This window comes from Butyricimonas sp. Marseille-P3923, assembly GCF_900184685.1.
Lineage (GTDB): Bacteria > Bacteroidota > Bacteroidia > Bacteroidales > Marinifilaceae > Butyricimonas > Butyricimonas muris.
Window position 1 is genome coordinate 1,472,641 of sequence record NZ_FXXL01000007.1, and the last position, 20,827, is coordinate 1,493,467.

A 20,827-nucleotide genomic window follows, 5' to 3' on the forward strand; every position below is an offset into this window, starting at 1 on the left:
ATAGAACCCGGAGAATCGAAGAATTAACAACCAGATAACTAAACCAATATGAACAACAAGATTATAGAACATCCGAGTTGTCATAGTGTTGACAATTTGAATAAACCACAAATAGAAACTGTTAGTATTCCGAAAGGCACAACAGGATGCTTGGAACTTAATCATAACGAGGTTGCTTTTTTCTTGGAAGGGCGCTTGAAGTTTATCTTCGGTAACTTCCATGAACACGAAAGCAAGAAAGGGCAAATTCTATTTCTCCCTGTTGGAGAACGATATTTTTATCGCGCACCGACTAATGCCATCGTCATGGTCTTCAGGTTGCATGGTCCGTTAAAACTATGCGACAACTACCCCGTGGAGAAACTATATGGAGCGAAAGCCTTTGTTACGGGAAATAATTGCAAACCCCGGAAAGAAAAACTAAACATGTTACAGATTAATTCACACCTATGGCATTTCCTTGACGGGATAAATAATTGCCTCACGGACGGGATCAACTGTAATTACTATTTTGAATTGAAAATCAAAGAGTTCTTCTTATTATTGAGAACATATTACACGAAGGAGGAAATTCACGACTTTTTCCAACAGATACTGACAAAGGACACTATATTCTCTGAATTTGTGCGACTTAACAGTAAACGTTTCCGAACGGTTACAGAAATTGCAGACGCGATGAATCTATCACCGAAGCAATTCGCGAAAAAATTCGTGGAAATATTCAAGGAAACTCCTTACCAATGGATGAAAGCAAACAAAGCAAAGGTTATTCAAGATGAAATCACCTCGACCAACAAGCCATTCAAGCAGATAGCTTACGAAAACGAGTTCAGCACAATTGCCCAATTCACGAAGTTTTGCAAGAAGGAGATTGGTAAAACTCCCAGTAGTATAAGGGCGAACGTGGAATAAACAACAGACAAAAGATTGGATAACACGAAAAGAAGCACCTTATTAATAAGTTATTCAAGTAGATAGCATTCAGAAACAAATTTAACCCGATTACTTGATTCACTGTATTTTACACCGTGAAAACAGGCAAAATACCCACTACGATAAGGGTTCGCGTGAAATTACCGGCTGAAATTGCAAACAAAAAGGGAAAAATTGATAAACGCAATTTAATACTCATAGCGTATTTTTGACAAACCATTTAGGGTTTAAGGTCTTTCCGGAAATCACCCGAAGCCGGAAGTAAAATAGTTGAAGTCCGCAATACATATTAATGATTCAACAAATTCGGGTAGGATTGATGTTACGATATGGAGGGAATTTTTAAAAAGATTAAAAGGGATAGATTCAGAGGGATGCTTATACTGCTCTTGATCAATTGTGTGGCTTGTATCGACGAGATGCAAACACCGGTCAACGAGGAAGCATACATATCTATTGATGGAATTATCAGCCGGGCACACAACGGTGTGCATGATGGTGATTCGGAAGATTACATCGTGAATACGCTTCGCGTCATGGCATTTGACGCACAAGGTGACATTAAAAGTAACAAACAATATATTATAGGAGTTAGTACAACGATTAAACATCCGATTGAAACGGGAATATATAACCTAGTGTTCATTGCCAATGAACCCCATAATATATCTGTCGTTAACGCACTGGATGGAGTGACGTCGCGAAATGACTTTGACACGATTTCTTTCCCCGCCTCGGCTTTTACATCCAAAGAGAACATTCCAATGATACAAAGAGTGGATAACGTGGAAATCCTAAGCGGTGGTAAAATCAAGGTTGACGGCGGAAATGAAGCCTCACTTTTAAAATTAGTTTTAAACAGACTTGGAGTACGCCTTGACATTATTTTAAAAGCAAAGGAAAACCTGAGTCAAGCGTTTGCCGGAATTACTTTCAGTAATATCCCCGACCGTGTACCACTCTCCGCTAACTACAATGTTGCACAAATCAATCGTAATGTGACTCGCACCCTTACCCCGACAGATGACGGCAATCATTTCTCGGACGAAACACCTTCGGGAGCCGATATCGTGTGGCAAAAGAGTGTGACTAGAATTATCGTACCCTCTAATTACTTTACTCCTACATCCGTTCAAAGTAACGCGATGAAAATGACTGTAAATTTGGAAGATAAATATAACCCGGATGCCAATCTGAGAATCGAAAACAATAATTACACGCTCCCGGCAAACACGAAACTGGACGTAATAGCGACAATTAAGATGCCGTTGGAAGTAAACATTAAAGCATCCGAATGGAGTCCGCACTGGAATAACTGGATCGTTGACGGCGAACGCATGTTAAACGTGTCCCAAATAGAAGCAACAATAACGCCGCTGAACGGAGTTCGAATTTCATTCTCGTCGAATATGCCTCACGTGTGGGTAGCCGAAAATTGTTACGATCAGAATAATCAACCGCAACTCACGGCAACTTTATTCAATGAATTAGTCGGGGGTTGGTGGAACAACGAAAATCCCACCCGTTTTGTTTACAATTACTATCCGACCACAGGCATCGGAGAAGGATACATGGACATTATCATTCAAGGTACTCAAGGCGGATTTACCGTGGGACAAATCAACCAGCACAAACTCATATTATGTGCCGGACTAGAAAAAAATGATAAAGGAAACCTGCAACGGGAGATCACGATCAACACGAATATGCTTTTCGATCATGGTTACTACAACGAAATGGTGAGTAGAACCGATTACGTGAGTACATTCCACAAGCACAGCGAACGCGGGGAACGAGTAATTTCCAATTTCCGTAATTTTACCACGTGGAATGGCACGGAGTGGAATGATGTCAGGGAATTTGATCCCAATGGAGTTGAAACAACAGACCATGGTTGGTTCGATTATCAATTACAATGGAAAGCAAAGATTATTTCAGGAGATGATTTCTTTGTTATCAGCCCGACACCGAGTTTTGACCCGAATTTAGGAACCGATACACCCGACAATCCGGAAAGATACCCGGTAACCGACGGAAAAACCGAAATCACGGGATACGGGAGAACTTATTTCCGCGTGGGAATGAAAAACCAATACGCGACAGGAAGCACGAACAAATATGGAGCTATCGAAGTCACCGTATACGACTACAGTATACAAGCCGTCGCCACTTACACTATTTACGTGCGTCAAGGTGAAACGGACGATTATCTGATGCGTCCCGGCGATGCCATTTTGGACGGTCCTATGCAAGGTGCACCACGGAGTAAAGCCCGAAAAGTACCGGTTTACAATTTAACCGCACCGGAATTCAAAACAAACCCGTGGACAACAACAGAATACGTGAAATTAACCCCGTCACAATACACGGGAGGTCCCGGTTACGCGAACTATTTTACAAACTATCCTTCGCAAGCAGGAACCCATTTCCTCGGAATGATTCCCTCGTACAAGGATGCGGCATACACGGCTTACCAACGAAGAGCTTATACCCCGTTCAAAGATATCATATCCGACTGGATAGATAAAGACAACGGTGTTATGAATGATTGGGAAGAAGAAAACTACGGTACAATTTACTGGGGAACCGGGACAAATCGTACTGATAATGAAGTCTGTCCCCCGGGGTATCACCGTCCTATAGACTGGTCGGAAACCAGTCGTTCGGGCGAAATGGATACACAAGCAGCTCTTGCATGGTCAGAAATACGCCAAAGTTTGTTCCAGAACCCGTCTTCCGGTGTCGTGAACTATTCTCAGTCCGGGAAACTAAACGCAGTATGGGGCAAGGTCGCCGATGGATTCTATGATCGTCACAGAACCGAACTATGGGGTAGCTTAGCAGTTTCCAACACAAACGCCAATGCGGCATATGCGGGTACTCTATTCTACAACCCGAATAATTACGCTTCCGTGTTTTTTCCCGGTGCGGGACGTAGAGACGCGGGATACGAGTACGGCATAATAGAAGAATCGGGTAAATTAATGTACACGGGAGGGGCCGGATATTATTGGACAACAGCCATGGCACCGGTAGCCGGCGTAGTCGAGCATGGTAGCTCAATATTATTCGTCAGTGGTCCGCTTTGGGACAAATCCGTGGCTTTCATGGGTTTGAGCGCAAACACTTACGGTCTTTCGGTTAGATGTTTCGTAACAGAATACATTTCAGTACGATAAATTAAAATAAAGTATATGATGAGTTGGCAAAAATATAACATACAATTTCTATTCACCTTAATCATGGCGCTGGTATTGTTCGCCTCGTGTATCGACGAGACGACAGCTCCGGAAGAGGAGCCTGTTGTGTCCGACGACAAGGTACAACTCGAATTGTTCACCAGAATTGACCCGTACAATATCCCGAACGCACGTTCCATGGCCAATGAATATTACGTGGACACGAAACCTTGGATACTTGTATTCAAAGGGAATGATGCCAAATTCGCGGAAGCCGTTCAAGTTATAGAAGTCAGCGGAATCAACAAGAGATACGCTGTCCTCACGAAACAAACAGAACCGTGTTGGTTACTGATTCTGGCTAACCCGCAAGACTACTTCTACACGAGTGCCACACAAAGTTATACTTATTCCGTGGGTACATTGGAAACCGCCTTGCAGAATAAATCATTGAGCGAGGCCTGCCGGATGCTGCGCACCCAACCGTTGAATAACCCGCAAACCACGATACCGTTCGTGAATGCGACAAACAGCATACCGCTCCCGATGAGCCACGTGGAAGACTTACCGGACGGGATAAACGCGAACACGAAAATAGGAAGTACCAATCAACAGATTGAACTTACCCGTGCCGTCGCACGAGTGGAAATAATAGACAAAACAGCCAACTCCCGTTTTGATTTCAAAGGTATAACAATGGTTGCAAACGCCTCAAAACAAGGTCTATTACATAATTTCACCGGCACACTGGAAAATATCCCCGCCGATCAAACAGAATACAGGCACGATGCTTCGTATTCGGCAGACATCGTTCAAGCCGTTCTGGAAGGAACAGAAAAGAACACGACAGCAAGTCCCGTTTATCTTTACGAGGCAAAAGATCAAAATGACATATATCTGATTATACGTGCTACTTATGACGGAGAAGAATGTTTCTACAAATTGGCCATTGTCGATGGAGAAGGAACACGCATGGACATAAAAAGAAACCAACGGTACATATTCAATATCACTCAAGTCAGAGGTAGCGGTTATTACTCGGTAGCTGATGCGAAAGCATCCTTGGCATCAAATACAAACTTGGATTACACGATCACCGTACGCGACGAATCTTCCTATGAAATAAGTTCGAACAACGATTATTACATGGGAGTCAGTAACTCACATTACATCGTGTACGGCGATGTCGGTACAACCAGAGAATTTCACGCTTTCACGTTATCGACAGACTGTATACGCCCGTTCCCCGATAAAAGAACCATCACGATTTCTCCCGGATTGACATTGACGAACCCGGGTACTAATGTACTCCCCATCGTCACAAATACCAGTCCGGAAAAGACAGAGATCAAGCTAAAACTCGATGCCGCATTCAGCACGGGTACCGTCAAACTGGAATTGGGAAATCTGGAAAAAACAGTAAATATCGAACGTCGGGATAGATTATCCCGGCTCGAGAACACGCTGACTTTCCCCGAATTCTACTGCCTATCCGGTTACGTGGAAGAAGATGATGCCAAAAACTGGATTCAATTACATTCCTCTTCCGGTGCACGGGACGTGACAGACCAGATTATCGTGGAAGACGGAGTCATAAAAATATACGTGACAAGAAATAGTTCAGGGAAAAGATACGGCACAGTCTATCTGACGACCATACAGAATCCCGGAACATCGGCAAGTCACATCGTGCGCATCAAGATATATATAACGCAACAAGAAGTAATCAACGTGTAATTAAATAAAGAAAAGATGACGATATTAAAAAAGGTACTGATAGCAACATTGTTCATGGTCGGGTGGATACTACCCGAGGCGAACGCACAAAAAGTTGCCGTGAAAAGTAACTTATTGTACGATGCCACCACGACAATCAACCTTGGAGTGGAAGTCGGCTTGGCACGCAAGTGGACATTGGATGTACCCTTCAATTACAACCCGTGGAAACCGGCCAACGGCAGACGATTGGCACACTTCGGCGTGCAACCGGAAGTGCGTTATTGGTTCTGCGAGCGTTTCACCCGTATGTTCGTCGGGGTACACGCGCATTACGCCGATTTCAACGTTGGTGGCTGGCCTAACTGGTCGTTTATCAGCAAGAACATGCAGAACCACCGCTATCAGGGTGAACTGTATGGTGCGGGATTCAGCTTCGGGCGCTCGTGGATACTAAAGAAACGTTGGAGTATAGAAGCTACCGTCGGGGTCGGGTACGCTCATATCAAATACGACAAATACCCTTGTGCGGATTGCGGACTAAAAGTGAAAAGCGGGCATAAGAACTATTTCGGTCCCACGAAAGTAGGAATCTCATTGGTGTATCTCATAAAATAAAGGAAAGTGATGAACAGGATAATAAAATACATAACGGCAATACTTGTGATATTCCAAGTGGGTATGTCCCATTCCGCAGCACAAACCCGTTCTTATACAGGAAATGTGCTCGTGAAAGCCGTACGGATGGAACAAGCGGGCAACTTACTTCACGTGGACATAGATTTCATTTTCGACGACTTGAAAGTCAAGTCGGCACATGGAATGGACTTGATCCCGCAACTGGTTACCCCGGAACGGACGTACAATCTACCGAAAGTATCCTTCAAGGGACGGGACGAATACCTGTCGTACGAACGGCAACTGGCTCTTATCGGTTACAATCCGCGGGTAGACACGGACAAAGCATACGTGATCGAGAAAGTTAGCAAGAAGAAAAACGGAACATTGAACTACCGTTACACCCTCCCCTACGAATCATGGATGGCATACGCCGCCCTCGATATGCAATACGACGAATGCGGATGCGGTGACACGGAATTGATGAGAGTGGAACGTCTTCTCGACCCGACGCCGCCTGTTGAAGAATATATTGTTACCCCTTATCTCGTGTACATCCAACCACCGAGAGAAGAGATCAAACGTCGGGAGATTCACGCCGAATGTTTCCTCGATTTCGAGGTCAATCAAACCGTGATCCGCCCCTACTACATGAACAATCCCCAAGAATTGGCAAAGATACGTAACATGATCAATGACATAAAAGACGATCCGAATATCACGATAAATCGTCTGGACATCACGGGATTCGCTTCACCGGAAGGAACACTGGCAGGAAATCAACGCTTGTCGGAAGGACGTTCCAAGGCTTTGGCAAATTACCTTGCCACGCAGTACGACTTCCCGCGTAACATATATCATATCTCTTTCGGGGGAGAAAACTGGGCAGGCCTTGTAAAAGCTGTTGAAGCAGGACACATGGAATACAGGAACCAGATACTCGACATCATCGAGTACACGCCATTCTCGGCAGAGAGAAAAGACAAGTTGAAAAAACTGGCTGGAGGTGTCCCCTACCGTCACATGTTGCGCACCATCTACCCGAGTCTGCGTGTAGCCATCTGCAAGGTGGACTACAACGTGAAGAACTTCGATGTTGAAGAAGCGAAAGTAGTTATACTGACAAGACCGCAAGACTTGAGCTTGAACGAGATGTTCTTGGTGGCAAATACCTACCAGTACGGCTCACAAGAATTTGTCGACGTGTTCGAAACAGCCGTCAGACTCTTCCCGAAAGACGAGATTGCCAACTTGAATGCCGCTATCTCCGCGCTCACACGTAATGATATGGTATTGGCAGAGCGCTACTTGAATAGAATAACCCCGGAGAACTATCCGGCAGAATATAACAACGCCATGGGCGTACTCGCCCTATTGCAAGGAAATTACGAGAGAGCGGAAACTTATCTGCAAACAGCTGCCGCCAACGGGCTGGAAGTTGCCAAGCAGAACTTAGAAGAGTTGGCAAGAAAAAAAGCCAATGCTATTGAAATAGAAAAAAGGAATAAATAATCAATTATTAATCACATCTTAATCAATTTGTAAAATGAAAAGAATGAACAAATTTTTTACTTTGGTATTTGCAGCGTTAGCTTTCACTGCATTTACAGCATGTAGCGACGACAAAAGCGGACCCGACGGCGACGACATCGCCCCCGAGGGAGAAGCATGGACTACACTTAGAATAAGCAGCTCCAGCAATCTGGGACGTGCGATAACCAACCCCATACCGGGTGACACCTATCCTTCCACGAGTCCCGAGGAAACGGAAGCTCAAGAAGTTTTAGCTATTTTCTTTAATGGATATGATGCAACAAGCGTGGTAACAGATGTAAAGAAAATCACACTCAACTCTTCCAATATTAGTGATGCGTTCCTTGTTTCGGACAAATCAAAATCGATATTGGTTGTGGTAAACCCGCCCAGCAATTTCCCGACTTTCACCAAAGGACAACCTTTTGCCACGGTAAACGCTGCTCTTGCGGTACATACGGACATCTACACGGACAACAAATTTATGATGACCAACGCCAAAGGTGGTTTGGAACCTTCATTAAATGATGGTTCTCCCGCTGCCGGTTTACCGTTGTTCACGAACAAAGTTGATGCAGAAACAGCTGGTAATGCCATGAAAATCAACGTAGACCGTGTTGTATCAAAAGTACGCGTATTCGTAAGCTACACCTCCGCGGAAGCCTTTCAAGTTAGAGACGCAAGCTGGGTTATAAACCTCACGAACAAATGGTACTATCCAGTATCCGAGAGAGTTAAAACTTTCCTTGACACACCCACGACGCTTGATGAATACAGCTTAGGTACATACCGTATTGACCCGAACTTCGATCACACGAACATTCCTTACCCGTCAGCAGTTTTTGACGAGCAATACAAATATTTCACACAAACAGACGTGGATAATGGCTCTATTACTTGGATCTCTCCCTGTGATGCGGTAGATCCTAATCTAGGTGGAAAACCCCAATACTGCGCGGAAAATACCCAACGCAAAGAGGACAACACCTATGCTTACACGACTCAAGTATTGCTGAAAGCAACTTACCTACCCAAGTACAAAGAGGTTGGCGGCACCATAACAGATGTACAAGAAAGCAACAATGACTGGATGGACATCAATGGCGGTTTCTATACCTACACCGTGATGTTGGGATGGATTGAAGAAGAATTGACGAAAAAGTACCAAGACAAAAATCCGGCAGGATACGTGACAAATGTGACTACCGCTTTCAACAAATACTTGAAATATCTCGTGGGCAAGGGAGTTGCTAACGTACAGGAAGTTGTTATCCCGAATGACCTCACCGGTACATCGGTAGCAGATCTTGTACAAGCATTTGAAAACCAAAAAGCAGGCGTTGTTGCTAACGGTGCAGATATGGATACAGACGAAATTGTAAAATACTACAAATCCGGTATCAGTTACTACCCGATCGCTATCAAACACGATAACGACAATAACGGCGCCAACAATGAATTCGGAGAATTCGGTGTGGTTCGTAACTCTATGTACGACATCAAAGTTAACTCCTTCAACAACCCGGGTTACCCGATCATTCCGGAGCCGGATCCAGACAAGAAGGATGAGTTTGAATATTGGTTAGCTATCGAAATCGGTGTTAACCCGTGGACGTGGTATACTCAAGAAGAAAACCTATAAGCGTTCTACGCGTAAAATTAAGTATGGGATTCGTCCCATACTTAATTCACCCAAACGTGCGTTTCCTTTAATAACAATAGAAAGACAGAAAAATGAAATTCAAAAATCTCTTACGTCAAATAGCATTAGGTATTCTAGTAATCATCCCGGGAATATTCCATTCCTGTGACAGTATTCGGGAAGACCTTAAAGAATGTCGCCTACTTGTTCGGTTCAAGTACGACTATAACATGCTCTCCACCGACGCATTCCACACGCAGGTCGATAAAGTAGACCTATACGTGTTTGACGAAGAGGGCAAGTTTCTATTCATGCAATCCGAGGAAGGCACTCCCTTGACAACCGGCGACTACCGCATGGAATTGTTTCTCCCTATCGGACAATACAAACTCCTAGCATGGGCGGGAGTACACGACTCATACGAGGTAACCAACCTCGAACCCGGCGTATCGACCTTCACCGAAATAGAACTCAAGTTGAAACGCGAGGCATCACTCGTCGTGAACAAACAAGTTGAACCCCTCTGGTACGGGGAATTAGCCGACGTGGACTTTACCGGGATTGAGAACACCTCGACAACCATCAACCTGATCAAGAATACGAATACAATCCGTTTCGTGTTCGAGAATCTGGGCACGAGCAATTTCGACGTGAATGACTACACGTACGAACTCTCCGAATCGAACGGATACATGGGGCATGACAATGCTCTGAAGCCCGACGATGTTCTGAGTTATCAACCTTATCATATAAACCAGTCCTCTGCCACCACGGGCGTTATCGAACTCAACACCATGCGGCTGATGACCGACCGTCTGAATAATTTTACAGTAAAAGACAAAAACACAGGCGCTACCTTGTTCAACGTAGACCTGACCGATTTTTTCCTTCTGCTCCGTCATGAAGAACATAAAAACAAATGGGGCGACCAAGAATATTTGGATCGCAAGGACGCCTACGACGTGGTATTTTACCTTTCCGGCTCCACCAACGCGTGGTTAAGTATAAGTGTCATCATCAACGGCTGGACATGGTACTTGCAGGAAGAAAATCATTAAATCTAAAATTAATTAAATCTTTTCGTGTACCCGTGGCAATACGGCAGCGTTCCTTTTCGCCCGTAATAATTCTGATGATAATCCTCGGCAACCCAGAAAACTGATGCCGGAGCAAGTTTTGTCACTACATCATACCCTTTCTCCTTCAATTGTCGGATCAACTTCTCGGCAATAGCCTTTTGTTCCGGACTGTTATAAAATATCTCCGAACGATATTGTTCCCCGTAATCCGGTCCTTGCCGGTTCAATTGCGTCGGATCGTGCAACTCGAAAAAGAGTTTTGCCAACGTCTCGTAATCCGTTTTCGACTTATCGAACAACACCCGTACAGCCTCCACGTGTCCCGTTCCCCCTTCGCATACCTCCTCGTATGAAGGATCTTCCACGGTACCTCCCGTGTAACCGGACTCCACGGCAAGCACTCCGGGAGCTTTTTTCATGTAATACTCCACTCCCCAAAAACATCCGCCCGCGAACACGGCAGTATCCACCTTCAACTGGTCGGCAGGTACAAATTCCATTGAAATAGAGTTCACGCAATGCCGGGTATTCTTGGAAGTGAATCCCTCCCCCGTGAACACGTGCCCGAGATGAGCCCCACAACGGGCACAAACAATCTCCGTGCGTCTTCCGTCCGCGTCCGGCACCCGTTTCACCGCTCCCTTTATCTCGTCGTCAAAACTCGGCCAACCGCAACGGGAATCGAATTTATCTTCCGAACGATACAGCGGAGCCCCGCATTGTTTGCAAACATACGTACCCTTTGCCTTGAAATCATAATATTTACCCGTGAACGGACGTTCCGTCGCCTTGTAAAGTATCACTTGTTTCTCGTCTGCCGTCAACTCTTTCTTCTGTGCCATAATCGTGTAATTTACCAAAAACAACATCAATATCAATAATCCTCTTTTCATAACCTCGTTTTAAATCGTGAAACGTATCCCCGTCCATAAAGTTATGCATTTTTCAAGGCAATATAACAACTTTTCCGAAGCTTTTCACATATAAAGGATATGAACTAAACTAAAAATTAAGAGATATGACAACAAGAACTGCAACTACAACAGCCGGACCTAAAGGATTCAGATGGTTATACCTAATCTTGGGCATCGTGCTGTTCGTTTTCGGGGTAGGTATCGTTCGCCACCCTGCCGTGTCTTACTTCGGACTGGCAATGTACTTTAGTATTATGATCATCGTGCTCGGTATCAGCGAAGTGCTGAACGCCTTCGTGGGCGGAAGCTCCCGCAACTGGGGATGGGGCCTGTTTATCGGGTTACTCGACCTCGTGATCGGTTTTGTTTTACTGCTCCATCCCGCGATAGCCGAAGACATACTCCCCTACATCGTTGGATTTATCCTCATGTTCAAGAGTATAGATTTCATCTCCGAGTCCATAGAGATGTCCTCCTTAAGAGTCAGGGGATGGGGATGGATACTCACCGCGGGCATCATCACCCTCATATTCTCGTTCATGATTGTTTTCTTCCCCGTATTCGGGATATTCAACATTATTATCTGGACAGGACTCAGTTTCATGTTCGCGGGAATATCTTCGTTCATTTACGCTTTCGTGAAATAGAAACGGAACGAGATTTCTCTAGTTTATAAAGTTCGTAAAGTTTATAAGGTTTATAAAGTAGCAGGTGTCCTTCGAACAATGTTTAACGACAACTTATGCTACCGTCGATAAAGCACCCGCGGGAGGCAATCAACTTTATAAACTTTACAAACTTTATGAACCTTATAAACCCTTTTTCTCCTGCCACACGAAACATCCCGGGAACTCTTTTTCGATGTCAACGGGATTATCAAACAGCGCATACACTGCCGATCCGCTCCCGGTCATAGAAACGTAAAGAGCCCCCAAGGACTTCAAACGGTCTTTTATTTCCCCAATCTCCGGGACTTTAGGAATAACCGAACCTTCAAAATCATTCCGAATCACCTCATTCCATTCTCTCACGGGCAACTTTCCGATCTCCCGCAAATCAAACATAGCGGCACACGGTACAATTCCCCGGTAGGCTTCCGGCGTGGATACTCCCCGGTCCGGTTTCACGAGCACCATCGAGTAAGCAGCCAACGACAAGTCCACGGCTTCCATCAACTCACCCTTCCCGAAAGCAAACACCGGTCGGTTCCTCACGAAAAAGGCGCAATCACTTCCCAACCGCTCCGCGTACGCCATCAATTGTCCCTCGCTCAACCCCAAAGCGAACAATCCATTCAACCCCACCAGCGTAAAAGCGGCATCGGCAGACCCACCTCCCAAACCGGCTCCGTAAGGAATAACTTTGTGCAGGTGTACATCGACAGAAGGCAACCCGTGTTCTTCCGCCAACAAGTAATACGCCCGCGTGACCAGATTCTTCTCCGGGGCACAATCAATCGGGATGCCCGTCGAAGTGAACGAGCATACTCCCTTGCTTCCCTTCACCTCGTGAATCTCAAGAATATCACGCAAGTCTATCGGGTAAAACACGGTTTCTATATTGTGAAAACCATCCGGTCTTTTCTCCGTGACATAAAGTCCTATATTAATCTTCGCGTTCGGGAACAATATCATGTGTAAACTTTATAAACTCTCTTCTGGCAAATGTAGCATTTTTCAGTATATTTGCCAAAGTAAGCTATCATATAAATATTTCGTGCCATGTTAGAATCCCTGCAATCACTAGACCAAACTATATTCTTGGCGCTCAATGCCCTGCACACGCCCTATCTAGACTCGTTCATGTATATATTCACCGGAAAACTGGTATGGATACCCCTGTACGCGTCAATCCTGTACGTGTTGTGCCGCAATTTCAACCCGCGCATGGCTATTTTCACAGCGATCATGTTCGCGCTACTGATCTTGATTGCCGACCAGACTTGCAGTTCCATATTGCGACCGATATTCGAGCGTCCCCGCCCTTCCCGTAACCCGGAGATCGCGGACATAGTACACCTCGTCAACGGTCGTCGGGGCGGAAAATTCGGATTCCCCTCTTGTCACGCCGCCAACACGTTCGCTTTGGCGTGTTTCACGATGCTACTGTTCAAAAACAGAGCTGTCACCACCTTTTTCATGCTTTGGGCTATCGTCACCTGTTACACGCGCATCTACGTGGGAGTACACTATCCCGGTGATCTGCTTTTCGGCACCGCGGTAGGATTCGCGGCAGGTTTCATCACTTACGGCATCTATCGTTTCAGCCTCCGCGTAAACGGAATCGCCTCCGTTCTGCATTACCAAGAAAACAGGGCTTTAGTAAAACGCCCGTGTAATATGACTCACACGTCAGTCATCATTTACACGGGCTTGCTCACTATCGCCTGCTTCGCCATCTACTGCATCTGGTGGAGAACGAATTGATTTTAGATTTATGATTTACGATTTTAGATTGAAATCGACAATCACTGAATCATTCTTCTCCCTTTGAATATGACTTTCGGTTCTATCACGAAAGGGATGATAGTCAATGTTGCGCTCAACTCCAGTTCCTCGTCTTTCATTTTTCCCTTGTGGGAATAAGAAAACTTCTGTCCGCCATAGTCCACTTTTCCATCCCCCGCGAGCCGAAAAGCCCCGTCAAGCAGGGTCACGCTACACGGTATCGCTTTCATTTCCACTCCCTCCACGGGCATTTTGAACCCTACCAACTCGAGCCCGACTTTTCCTTCCCCGTCCGTCCCGATCGCCACCTTGCAAGGAATAGGACCGTCGGGAATCAAAGAATTGCCATTGGAATCCTTCGCCATAGACCTAATCTTCTCCGGTATATCTAACGTCGCTTCCCCCTCGTAAACCCCCACCAAGGTCGTCATATCACAAACGACCTCACCTTTTTCACCTTTTCCAAGATACAAGATTGCGATAACGAAAGCGATAACAATCGTCACACCCGTTAAAATAAAAATTCTTTTCTTCATCCTTCTATTTTTTCTCTTTACACAATTTTTCTGCCAATTTCACCGATCCGAGGGCGTTCAATATTCCCCCGGAAGCACACAAATCCTCGAAATACACCTTGTCTTTTCCCAGAGCCTTAATCCCCGCGGGACGGGTTACCTCCACCCCTCTCCGGGATGTAACCCCATCAAGCAACACCTGTTTCAACTCCTTCACGCTCAATTCCGGGAAGTAATTCCAAATCAGGGCTGCCACCCCCGCCACCACGGGAGCCGCCATGCTTGTTCCGGTAAACTCCTTGTACTGATTCCCCACGATCGTGGAATAAACAGCCCCCCCCTGCGCGAACAAATCGACCTCATCCTTACCGAAATTGGAACTGTTCACGGGCATCCCGTCCGCGTAAGAGTTACCCACGTTAATCAAATTCGCCACCGTCTTCCCGTTACTCAAATACCTTGTCGGATAATCATAAGCATCATTCGTGCAACGACCGTTATTCCCTGCCGCATGCACAACCAACACCCCTTTCTTTTCCGCGAACCGAAGAGCCGCGTCCAGCCATTCCCTGTGCATGGAAACAGAACGTCCCAAGCTGATATTGATAACATTAGCCCCATTCTCCACCGCGTACCGGATAGCCGTGGCAACATCCTTGTCATACTCGTCGCCGCCGTCCGTACACACGCGCAGGCTCATCAACCGCACATCGGCAACCCCATCAATACCCACCCCGTTATTCCGTGTCGCACCAATGATTCCCGCCACGTGAGATCCATGCTCGTGAGGCGTCATCGTGGCATTGCCATAGAAACGATCTTTGATATTATTCAGGTCATCCCCCACGCTCTTCCGCCCGTCCGCCTCGTAAGCCCGGAGTTTACTATTATAGCGTCCCTTGAAAGTCGTCAAAAGCGTATGCCGCAAATTCAACATCTGCTCCCAGTTATACTTGGGAGAATATTTCCAACGATCAAGATAATATTCAAACGCCTCCTTATCCGCCGCGTTCTCCAACTTCTCGCCCAAGGCGACAAAATGCTCCTTGCCCAACTCCACGCCGGGATGCATTTCCTTCAACTGCCGATCGAACCCGTCCATACGTTCCGAATAAGTCTTCACGTTTATATAAGTGTTATAAGCATCGGCCAATTCAGATATTTTGGGCAATTCATTCACGTAATAACAATAAAGAGCCCTATCTTTCTTCGACAAGCGATTCGTGTCCACCCCCTCGAAACGCTTTTTCAGATACATATAATACCGGTCCGCTTCCGCCGATATCGTCTTTACCGTACCCCCATCGGGAGTTCCCAGAAAATTCCATCCATGCACGTCGTCCACGTACCCGTTCCCGTCATCGTCAATCCCGTTACCCGGAATTTCACCCTCGTTTACCCACAAACTCCCCCGCAAATCCTCGTGCGCGATATCCGCCCCACCGTCTATCACTGCCACCACAACCCGCCGCTTCGGCTCACGTCCTTTCAGATAATCGTAAGCATCATACACGGCTGCCCCGTGTATCCCGTCCTTCTCGACAGACCTCAAATGCCAATCATGAGGCAAATTCTTCTTCGTCCATACCGTTTCCTGCCCTTGCACCATTCCACACAAGCACATACAACAGAACAACATTACATACCAATTTTTCATACAAACATTCTTTTATTCATTATACAAATCATCCATGTATTCCTCCCTTTTGCAATCTCCCGAAAGCATAACGAACAACCGACAAAAACGGGGTACACTTACAATTGAAAATGGAGAATTGAAAATTAGCTTCACGAGTTTAAAATTGCCATAATTTTTAATTAGTGGCATGACAAACTCTCAACCCTTGCTACACTTAACCTACTCTTTACCTGCCCTTGAATTGGCCTTAACCCGATAGGTCGGTATACATGTTTGCCGGAATACTTCTCGCTTGTTCTTCTTAATTTCAAACTCGCGAAGCTAATTTTCAATTCTCATTTTTCAATTTTCAATTATATCGGCATACTTCTTGCATGACAACCTAAAGGTTTATCCGCCGTAAAAGATATTCGAACAATAGAAAACAAAGTAAAATGAAGAAATTGGTATACAGTAAAGCGATAAAGACTTTATGTCTGGGTATCATCTTGGGAACGAGCATGAACGGTATAGCCCAAACAGCTCCACCGATCACGGAAAAACTGATTCCTTACGGGGATTTCAACAGTTGGATGGTCCGAATCATCGACGAATCATTCGTTATCGGCGGAAACACGAAAATCCTTTACGAGGTTGCCCCCGTAGATACCATTCGAGGTGCCGTTCCGTACAACAGTTCCCCCGTATCCCCTTGGCGTACATCCAACGTGATGGCAAAAGTCAGCGGTGTCACGAAATGCAGTATCTCCGTGTTCCCGGAGAAAAGAGGCGACGGACAATGCGTGCGCCTCGAAACACTCATGGAAAACTGCAAAGTGCTGGGACTCGTGAATATCACCGTGCTCGTGCCGGGTACTATTTACCTCGGGGAAATGCTGGAACCCATCAAGGATACCAAAAACCCGCAAAGCAAATTGAACGCCGGAATCCCTTTCACGGAAACCCCGAAAGCCGTCGTACTCGATTATAAAATGTACATCCCGGAAACTGACCACCGAATCAAAGCCACGGGATTCAGTAAAATAGTGAACGTCCCCGGGCGTGACTCCGCCGAGATATACGTGATATTGCAAAAACGCTGGGAAGATGCCAACGGCAACGTGTTCGCCAAACGCGTCGGCACCGTGGTAGAACGTATTTCGGAAACGAACCCCGACTGGGTAAACAACCACAGGCTGGAAATCCTGTACGGCAACGCCACCGGACAACCGGGATACAAACCTTTCATGCAACTGATTCCCAAGGAACAATCCCTCTATTGCATCAACAGCAAAGGCAAATCCGTACCTATCGAGGAAGTAGGCTGGGGGGACGCTGACGACCAACCGACTCATCTCGTCTTCCGCATCTCCTCCAGCTACGGGGAAGCGTACATCGGCTCCGTCGGTAACAAATTCTGGGTAGACAACGTGCGATTGGCATACTAACCCCTACCCTTTCCCTACCCCTTCCTGCCCTCATGAACGTAGCATAAACGTATCATGAACGTAGCATAGTCGTAAATCTGCGTTCATGATGTGTTTATGCTATATTCATAATGCCCTCTTGAGGTAGCGAATCCATAGCCCCAAGAGTGGGAAAAGAATAACTAACCGTTTGCACGACTTACCCGCCAAGCGAATAACAAAAACAGCATCCCCGCGAAAATAAAAGGAATACTCAACACCTGTCCCAAATCCAGTGACATCTGTTCCTCGAAAGACACTTGACGCTCTTTCAAAAATTCCAACAGGAAACGGGCACAGAATACCGCCACGAGCATCCCTCCCCACAACATCCCCGGGTAACGCCTCAACCCCACCCGTCGGTAAAGCAACATGTTTCCCCCGAAAATAGCCAAATACACCATCGCCTCGTACAACTGTGCCGGATGCCGGGGTACACCATCCACCCGTTCGAAAACAAAAGCCCAAGGCACACTCGTCCCGCTCCCGACAATCTCCGAGTTGACCAGATTTCCCAACCGTATAAAACAAGCCGCCAACGGCAACACCAAAGCAATCGCGTCCAACGTTCGAATAATCTTCTCCCCCGTTACCCGGGAATAAATCACCAACGCCACAATCCATCCCAGCGCTCCCCCGTGGCTCGCCATCCCCTCGTAGCCCGAAAACACGTAGCCTCCTCCCGGCAATTCCCTGACAGGCAAAAAGATCTCCAACGGATGTTTCCAGTAATAATCATACTCGTAAATCAAACAATGTCCTATCCTCGCCCCGAGAAACAAACCCACCAAACTCAACACCACCAACACCTGCAAATGTTCCCACGGCATCCCGTTCCTCTCGTACACCCGCTTCAATATCCACACGGACAACACTGTCCCCGCGATAAACAGCAGGCTGTAGTACATAATCGGCACCCCCAACACCGTAAAAGCCACCGGCTCGACATTCCAACGGATAAACATCATAACAAAACAGATAATCAACTCGAGCCAAAGGTACGTAAAATAGTCAAATATTCCCCGTGTTCCCACGGTAATCCCAAGGTAATACTACCTCATCCCGGTTACAGCACAGGTATTCCCCCGTTACAGCCCCCTTCCCCAAGGGCGCAACAAGCGCAAGCAAAGCGGATTGCAAGTAACGTGAGGTATTATTACCCTAGGAATACGGTATATTTCCCGTTTATTTTCATGGAATCAAGATATGCCTCACCAAATGCCAATCTCCATCCCCGTAACTTATAACACGAACGATTATCTTATCAAATGTAACACCTAATTAAAAATATATTATATTTGTAATTACAAATGCGCACGTGTATGGATGATCGTGAACAACTTTTAGCAGAGGAATTAAAAATTGGCAAGGAAAAGACATTGAAGATCTTTTACGAGGAATATTTTGCTTTATTTGTTTCATTCGCCAACAACCTCTTACCCTCCGAAGAAGAATGTAAAGACGTGGTTCATGATGTTTTTTTAAAATACTGGGATTGTCGGGGTGACTTCAACAGTCTGATCGCAATAAGGGCGTTTTTTTACAAATCTATCCGCAATGCGTGTTTAAATATACTCCGTCATCAACAAGTGCATAACAAATTTATAGCGGAGAATTTACAGTACCTGCAAAGCGAGGATTTCATGCATGAAACGATCATGAAGAAAGAAATATTTCATATCATTCACAATGAAATCAAGCATTTAACCGGAATGGAACAAAAAATACTACTTCTCGCATTGGAAGAAAAATCGAATGAAGAAATCGCACAGGAGCTAGGAATCGCTGTTTCCACCGTGAAAAGCCACAAAGCCAAAAGTTACGCAGAACTAAGACAGAAACTAAAATATTTAAAGACTTTACTTCTTTTACTTTCCTAATATTCAATAACATATAACTTTTCTTCAAAAAAAGTCACTTTTTGCCTCCATCCAAATCGTTATGAAGGTGTTTCATATACGAAAATCAAGCAGGAGAGAAATGAGAAAACAAATTGAAGAAACGATAAAACGAGCGATACTGATCGGACGTTACCTCACGGGGAAAACCAACGAGCAGGAAACCGACGAAATAAAATCCCGGGGACAGGCTCATGAAGACGATGAAAAAATCGTACGGGAAGTTTTATCGCGACAAAACGTGGAAAACAGTTTGGAACAATACAACCGCATAAACACCGGAATTGAACAGGAGTGGAAAAAATGGCAGGCTTCCCGGAAAAAGAGAAACCGGAGAATCTTCTATCGGGTGGCAGGTATCGCTGCCTCAATGATGCTATTACTCGCTGCCGGTTCCTATTGGTATTACACGGGAAAAACAACAACGCCGACCACTTCTCCCGTCCAGATACACCCCGGAAGTTTCCGGGCAACCTTGTACACCGGGGATAAAAAAGTTATAGAGATCAAAGAGAACATGAACGCTATCCTGACACAAGACTCGTCCGTGGTCATCTCCAACAACGAATTGAAACACACGGGAAGTTCTACCGAAATCCCGACAATCAACAAGCTAGTCGTTCCCCGGGGCGGAGAATTCGCCATAGTGCTGGCAGACGGCACCAAAGTGTGGCTGAATGCGAACTCCCGTCTATCCTACCCGACTCGTTTCACGGGCGAGAAACGAGAGGTGGAACTGGAAGGAGAAGCCTATTTCGAGGTGAAACATGACGACACGATGCCCTTCATCGTGAAAACAACGAAAGCGACTATCCGTGTTTACGGGACGACATTCAACGTGAAAGCCTATCCGGACGACTCATACCAGAAGACCACGCTAGAAGAAGGCTCCATCGGACTCATCGTTAACAACAAGGAATTCAAGCTAATCCCTGATGAACAAGCGATATTAAATACAAACAACGACGTGACCATCCGTAAAATAAACGCCCGCCAGCAAAGCGTGTGGCGCCACGGACGTTTTCTTTTCGATAACGAGAGTCTGGAAGACATCATGACACAACTGTCCCGCTGGTACGACGTGAATATCTTCTTTAGCGGAGCGAAAATACGGGACTTGCATTTCAGCGGAGAGATCGATCGTTATGAAGATATCGACAAGATACTGCACATGATCGGACTGACCACAAATATATCATTCACGATTAACGGGAAAACGATAACAATTACCTTGGAATAATATAATATCGAACATAAAAATAGCCGGAG

General features: G+C 45.7%; 17 protein-coding genes. 12 read left to right on the forward strand and 5 right to left on the reverse strand.

Annotated features, from left to right (window positions below):
- The first annotated feature begins 48 nt into the window (after positions 1–48).
- The 7 genes from CS948_RS17570 to CS948_RS17600 all read left to right on the forward strand — a co-directional run bounded on the left by CS948_RS17570 (position 49) and on the right by CS948_RS17600 (position 10,679).
- Entirely contained in the window at positions 49–912 is an 864-nt protein-coding gene (locus CS948_RS17570; RefSeq protein WP_099293181.1) for a helix-turn-helix domain-containing protein, read from the forward strand.
- A gap of 395 nt (positions 913–1,307) precedes the next feature.
- Positions 1,308–4,112, forward strand: coding sequence for a fimbrial protein (locus CS948_RS17575; protein ID WP_176555108.1), 2,805 nt, complete (start codon positions 1,308–1,310; stop codon positions 4,110–4,112).
- A 15-nt stretch (positions 4,113–4,127) separates the two neighbouring features.
- Positions 4,128–5,849 (forward strand): DUF4906 domain-containing protein, encoded by a 1,722-nt coding sequence (locus CS948_RS17580; protein WP_099293185.1) that lies wholly within the window; start codon positions 4,128–4,130, stop codon positions 5,847–5,849.
- Positions 5,850–5,864: 15 nt separating this feature from the next.
- Positions 5,865–6,446, forward strand: a complete 582-nt coding sequence (locus tag CS948_RS17585; RefSeq protein ID WP_099293187.1) for a DUF3575 domain-containing protein — start codon at positions 5,865–5,867, stop codon at positions 6,444–6,446.
- 9 nt (positions 6,447–6,455) lie between these two features.
- Positions 6,456–7,958, forward strand: a complete 1,503-nt coding sequence (locus CS948_RS17590; protein ID WP_099293189.1) for a DUF3868 domain-containing protein — start codon at positions 6,456–6,458, stop codon at positions 7,956–7,958.
- A gap of 43 nt (positions 7,959–8,001) precedes the next feature.
- Positions 8,002–9,621 (forward strand): Mfa1 family fimbria major subunit, encoded by a 1,620-nt coding sequence (locus CS948_RS17595; RefSeq protein ID WP_176555110.1) that lies wholly within the window; start codon positions 8,002–8,004, stop codon positions 9,619–9,621.
- A gap of 92 nt (positions 9,622–9,713) precedes the next feature.
- Entirely contained in the window at positions 9,714–10,679 is a 966-nt protein-coding gene (locus CS948_RS17600) for a FimB/Mfa2 family fimbrial subunit (RefSeq protein ID WP_099293193.1), read from the forward strand.
- Between the two features lie 8 nt (positions 10,680–10,687).
- Here the strand turns inward: CS948_RS17600 and CS948_RS17605 are convergent, their stop codons facing one another.
- Entirely contained in the window at positions 10,688–11,593 is a 906-nt protein-coding gene (locus CS948_RS17605; protein WP_176555111.1) for a bifunctional methionine sulfoxide reductase B/A protein, read from the reverse strand.
- Positions 11,594–11,718: 125 nt separating this feature from the next.
- Here CS948_RS17605 and CS948_RS17610 point away from each other — a divergent pair, with 125 nt between their 5' ends.
- Complete coding sequence (locus CS948_RS17610; protein WP_099293195.1) at positions 11,719–12,261, forward strand: HdeD family acid-resistance protein; 543 nt, start codon at positions 11,719–11,721, stop codon at positions 12,259–12,261.
- A gap of 162 nt (positions 12,262–12,423) precedes the next feature.
- Here CS948_RS17610 and ispE read toward each other — a convergent pair whose 3' ends face one another.
- Positions 12,424–13,248, reverse strand: coding sequence for a 4-(cytidine 5'-diphospho)-2-C-methyl-D-erythritol kinase (gene ispE / locus CS948_RS17615; RefSeq protein ID WP_099293197.1), 825 nt, complete (start codon positions 13,246–13,248; stop codon positions 12,424–12,426).
- An 87-nt stretch (positions 13,249–13,335) separates the two neighbouring features.
- Between ispE and CS948_RS17620 the strand changes: the two genes are divergently transcribed.
- Positions 13,336–14,040 (forward strand): phosphatase PAP2 family protein, encoded by a 705-nt coding sequence (locus tag CS948_RS17620; RefSeq protein WP_099293199.1) that lies wholly within the window; start codon positions 13,336–13,338, stop codon positions 14,038–14,040.
- Between the two features lie 41 nt (positions 14,041–14,081).
- Here CS948_RS17620 and CS948_RS17625 read toward each other — a convergent pair whose 3' ends face one another.
- Both CS948_RS17625 and CS948_RS17630 read right to left on the reverse strand, forming a co-directional pair.
- Positions 14,082–14,597 carry a hypothetical protein gene (locus tag CS948_RS17625; RefSeq protein ID WP_099293201.1) on the reverse strand — a complete coding sequence of 172 codons (516 nt, stop codon included), beginning with the start codon at positions 14,595–14,597 and terminating at the stop codon, positions 14,082–14,084.
- Between the two features lie 4 nt (positions 14,598–14,601).
- Positions 14,602–16,233 (reverse strand): S8 family serine peptidase, encoded by a 1,632-nt coding sequence (locus tag CS948_RS17630; protein WP_099293203.1) that lies wholly within the window; start codon positions 16,231–16,233, stop codon positions 14,602–14,604.
- Positions 16,234–16,649: 416 nt separating this feature from the next.
- Between CS948_RS17630 and CS948_RS17635 the strand changes: the two genes are divergently transcribed.
- Positions 16,650–17,642 carry a PCMD domain-containing protein gene (locus CS948_RS17635; protein ID WP_099293205.1) on the forward strand — a complete coding sequence of 331 codons (993 nt, stop codon included), beginning with the start codon at positions 16,650–16,652 and terminating at the stop codon, positions 17,640–17,642.
- A 161-nt stretch (positions 17,643–17,803) separates the two neighbouring features.
- Here the strand turns inward: CS948_RS17635 and lgt are convergent, their stop codons facing one another.
- On the reverse strand, positions 17,804–18,628 hold the full coding sequence (gene lgt / locus CS948_RS17640) for a prolipoprotein diacylglyceryl transferase (protein ID WP_099294664.1): 825 nt from the start codon (positions 18,626–18,628) through the stop codon (positions 17,804–17,806).
- Positions 18,629–18,982: 354 nt separating this feature from the next.
- Here lgt and CS948_RS17645 point away from each other — a divergent pair, with 354 nt between their 5' ends.
- The gene (locus CS948_RS17645; RefSeq protein ID WP_176555112.1) at positions 18,983–19,540 is read left to right on the forward strand and encodes an RNA polymerase sigma factor; all 558 of its coding nucleotides are present in this window, start codon (positions 18,983–18,985) and stop codon (positions 19,538–19,540) included.
- 100 nt (positions 19,541–19,640) lie between these two features.
- Entirely contained in the window at positions 19,641–20,798 is a 1,158-nt protein-coding gene (locus tag CS948_RS17650; protein WP_176555113.1) for a FecR family protein, read from the forward strand.
- The last annotated feature ends 29 nt before the right edge of the window (positions 20,799–20,827 follow it).